Here is a 3,173-nt window from a genome sequence, read left to right as displayed (position 1 = left end):
GGCGATCAGCTTGAATTGGCCACGTGAATTCAGGAGGGCCGGATCCAAACACTTTGTAGTACAAAGGGCGATGACCAACTGAGATAGAGATGAATCATTCAGTGGTTCATCTACCCGCGCGAACGGCGGACATAACCGAGTGACGGCGGAAGACTAACCACTTCGAAAACCCCGACTCCGTCACTTCGGTTCATGTCATGGTTCGCGAGGTACCCACGACCACAGTCGGCACCACATCGCTGGTTACAAGTCTACCCGATCGAAATGGCTAGGGGGAACGAGCATGAATTTTCCGGCTGGCGCAAAGGGCGTTTGATCGGCTATCTCGGAGCTGAAATCAAACCGTGACATCAAATGCGCTCAACAGGATACTGCTGTCCCTTTCGAATAGAGAAGCCGTCAGCCGCAACAAAATCAAACCGTGAATTCAGTTGCGATCGATAGGAAACTGTCGTCTCGTGAACTCTCTTGGGCCGCGTTCACGAGCAACTATCAAACCCCAAATTCAATTGCAGCGACCAGCTTTCTGTTGACACTTGAAATCAGATGGGCCGGATTCAGCAGCATTGAAGACAGACGTTGGTTATCGCAGACACAACCACCCGCGCGAACGACCGGGATCAGCGGGCGGCGGGAGTTGACATTGATCTCATCAAAAACCAGACCTCCGCCGCTCCGTTGCATCCCATGGTTCGCCAGTATTTGGTTTCAGTACCCTGGATGGTAGACGCTTGGTCCCGGCTTGGCACTAGGTTCACCCATGAATCGACAACCAGCTAATTGTGGCGAAAGCTCCTCGACCAATGAGCGGGTCATTACCGGCGAATTACTGATGTCAAGAGCGATGAAAGACTCGCCGGCGATGTTTTGACCATGTAGCGGAATCAATGCGTTAAGATATGGAACCATCTCGCGAACATCCTTGTCGGTCAAGCTTGGATTTTGTAAACCGACGAGGGGAACGTATACGGCTGGTTCAGCGAGTAGTTTTTGCCGCCAACCACCGATTGAGTCATCCATCGATGCAAGTCCCGTGCTCTCAGGATCAGTCATGATCATTCGGGCCCCAAGACGCTGGAGTTCCACTATTGCGGTACGGTGTTTCCGAAGGCGACTGTGTCTGTAGCCGAGCACGGAAAAAACAATCGCGAAAATCGCGATGCCCACGATCATGGTGCGTATCGAAAATCGACGAAGTCGGGCGAAGTTCATATGTCACGTGCTTGATTTGGCGAACGGTCATGGTCACCGAGTCGGCGCAGTTGAGGTGAAACTAAAACCCAAAAGACGCCGACTCGCCGACTTCGGTGCACCAACAGGTTCGCGTGGTACCCACGACCACAGTCGGCACTACATCGCTAACGTCAAGTCTACCCGAATGGAATCGCCAAGGGAAACGAGCATGTATTTTCCGGCTGGCGCATAGGGCGTTTGAACTGCTATCTCGGAGCCAAAATCAATTCGTGACATCAAATGCGATAAACAGGAAACTGCTGCCTGACGAATTCAGCTGGGCGTTCGTCAAAGTGAGACGATAAATCCGTGAATTCGATTGCGATCAACAGGAAACTGCTGTCACGCAAAATCCAGTGGGCCGCGATCAAGCACACCTATCAAACCGTTAATTCACTTGCGGCGATCAACAAACACTTACCAGGTGAAATCAGATGGGCCGGATTCAGCAGCATTGGATCCAGTCACAACCACCCGCGCGAACGGTAACGATCACGTGGTCGCCGCGGACGACTTACCACTTCAAAAACCTCAACTCGGCGACTCACATGCATCGTCGGGTTCGCGAGGTACAAACGACCACGGTCTGCAGGACATCGCTTGTGATAAGTCTACTCGATCGGAATCCCAAGGGGAATCAGCGTTCATCTTGCGGCCGGCACCCTACGCGTTGGATCTGCTGTTTCGCTACAGAAATCAAATCATTACTTCGAAAGCGATAAACAGGAAACTGCCGTCACTTAAATTCAAATAGACGCTATTCAAGCGACACGATCAAACCGTGAATTCGATTGCGGCGATCAGCTAACAGTTGCCACGTGAAATCAGATGGACCGAATCCAAACGCTTGGAACTGCAATGGGCGGTGACCATGTTGATAAGAGATGAGTCATCAAGCAGCACAACCACCCGCGCGAACGGCGTACATAACCGAGTGACGGCGGATGACTAACCACTTCGAAAACCCCAACTCCGTCACTTCGGTTCATGTCATGGTTCGCGTGGTACACACGACCACAGTCTGCATCACATCGCTGCTGATAAGTCTACTCGATCCAAATCGCGGAGGGAAACGAGCATAGATATTTCAGCCGGCGGGTAGAGCGTTTGATCGGCTATCTCGGAGCTGAAATCAAACCGTGACATCAAATGCGATCAACAGGATACTGCTGTCCCTTTCGAATAGAGAAGCCGTCAGCCGCAACATAATCAAACCGTGAATTCAGTTGCGATCGATAGGAGACTGTCGTCTCGTGAACTCTCTTGGGCCGCGTTCACGAGCAACAATCAAACCCCAAATTCAATTGCAGCGATCAGCTTTCTCTTGACACTTGAAATCAGATGGGCCGGATCCAAACGCTTTGCATTGCGAAGGGCGATCACCAATTGAGAACGAGATGAGTCACCCAGCGGTTCATCTACCCGCGCGAACGGCGGACATAACCGAGTGACGGCGGACGACTAACCACTTCAAAAACCCCGACTCCGTCACTTCGGTTCATGTCATGGTTCGCGTGGTACACACGACCACAGTCTGCATCACATCGCTGCTGACAAGTCTACCCGATTCGAATCGCGAAGGGTAACGAGCATAGATTTTTCGGCTTGCGCATAGGGCGTTTGATCGGCTATCGCGGAGCAACATTCAATCCGTGGCATCAAATGCGATAGACAGGAAACTGCTGTCCTATGAATTCAATTGGGTGCCGTTCGAGCAACACAATCAAACCGTGAATTCAATTGCGATTGATAGGAAACTGATGTCTCGCGATATCAGATGGGCCGCGATCAGACACAGCTATCAAACCGCAACTTCAATTGCGGCGATCCGCTTACAGTTGCCACGTGAAATCAAATGGGCCGGATCAAAATGCTTTAAACCGCAATAGACGATGACTAACTGAGAGAGATGACTCAGTCAGCGGTTCATCTACTCGCGC

General features: G+C 51.4%; 1 protein-coding gene. It reads right to left on the bottom strand.

The window, feature by feature from the left end; translation table 11 throughout:
• Positions 1-708: 708 nt before the first annotated feature.
• The gene (locus LOC67_RS27160; protein ID WP_230266000.1) at positions 709-1,173 is read right to left on the bottom strand and encodes a hypothetical protein; all 465 of its coding nucleotides are present in this window, start codon (positions 1,171-1,173) and stop codon (positions 709-711) included.
• Positions 1,174-3,173 lie beyond the last annotated feature (2,000 nt).

The sequence above is a fragment of the Stieleria sp. JC731 genome, from assembly GCF_020966635.1.
Taxonomy (GTDB): domain Bacteria; phylum Planctomycetota; class Planctomycetia; order Pirellulales; family Pirellulaceae; genus Stieleria.
This window is presented reverse-complemented; position numbering and strand designations above follow the sequence as displayed.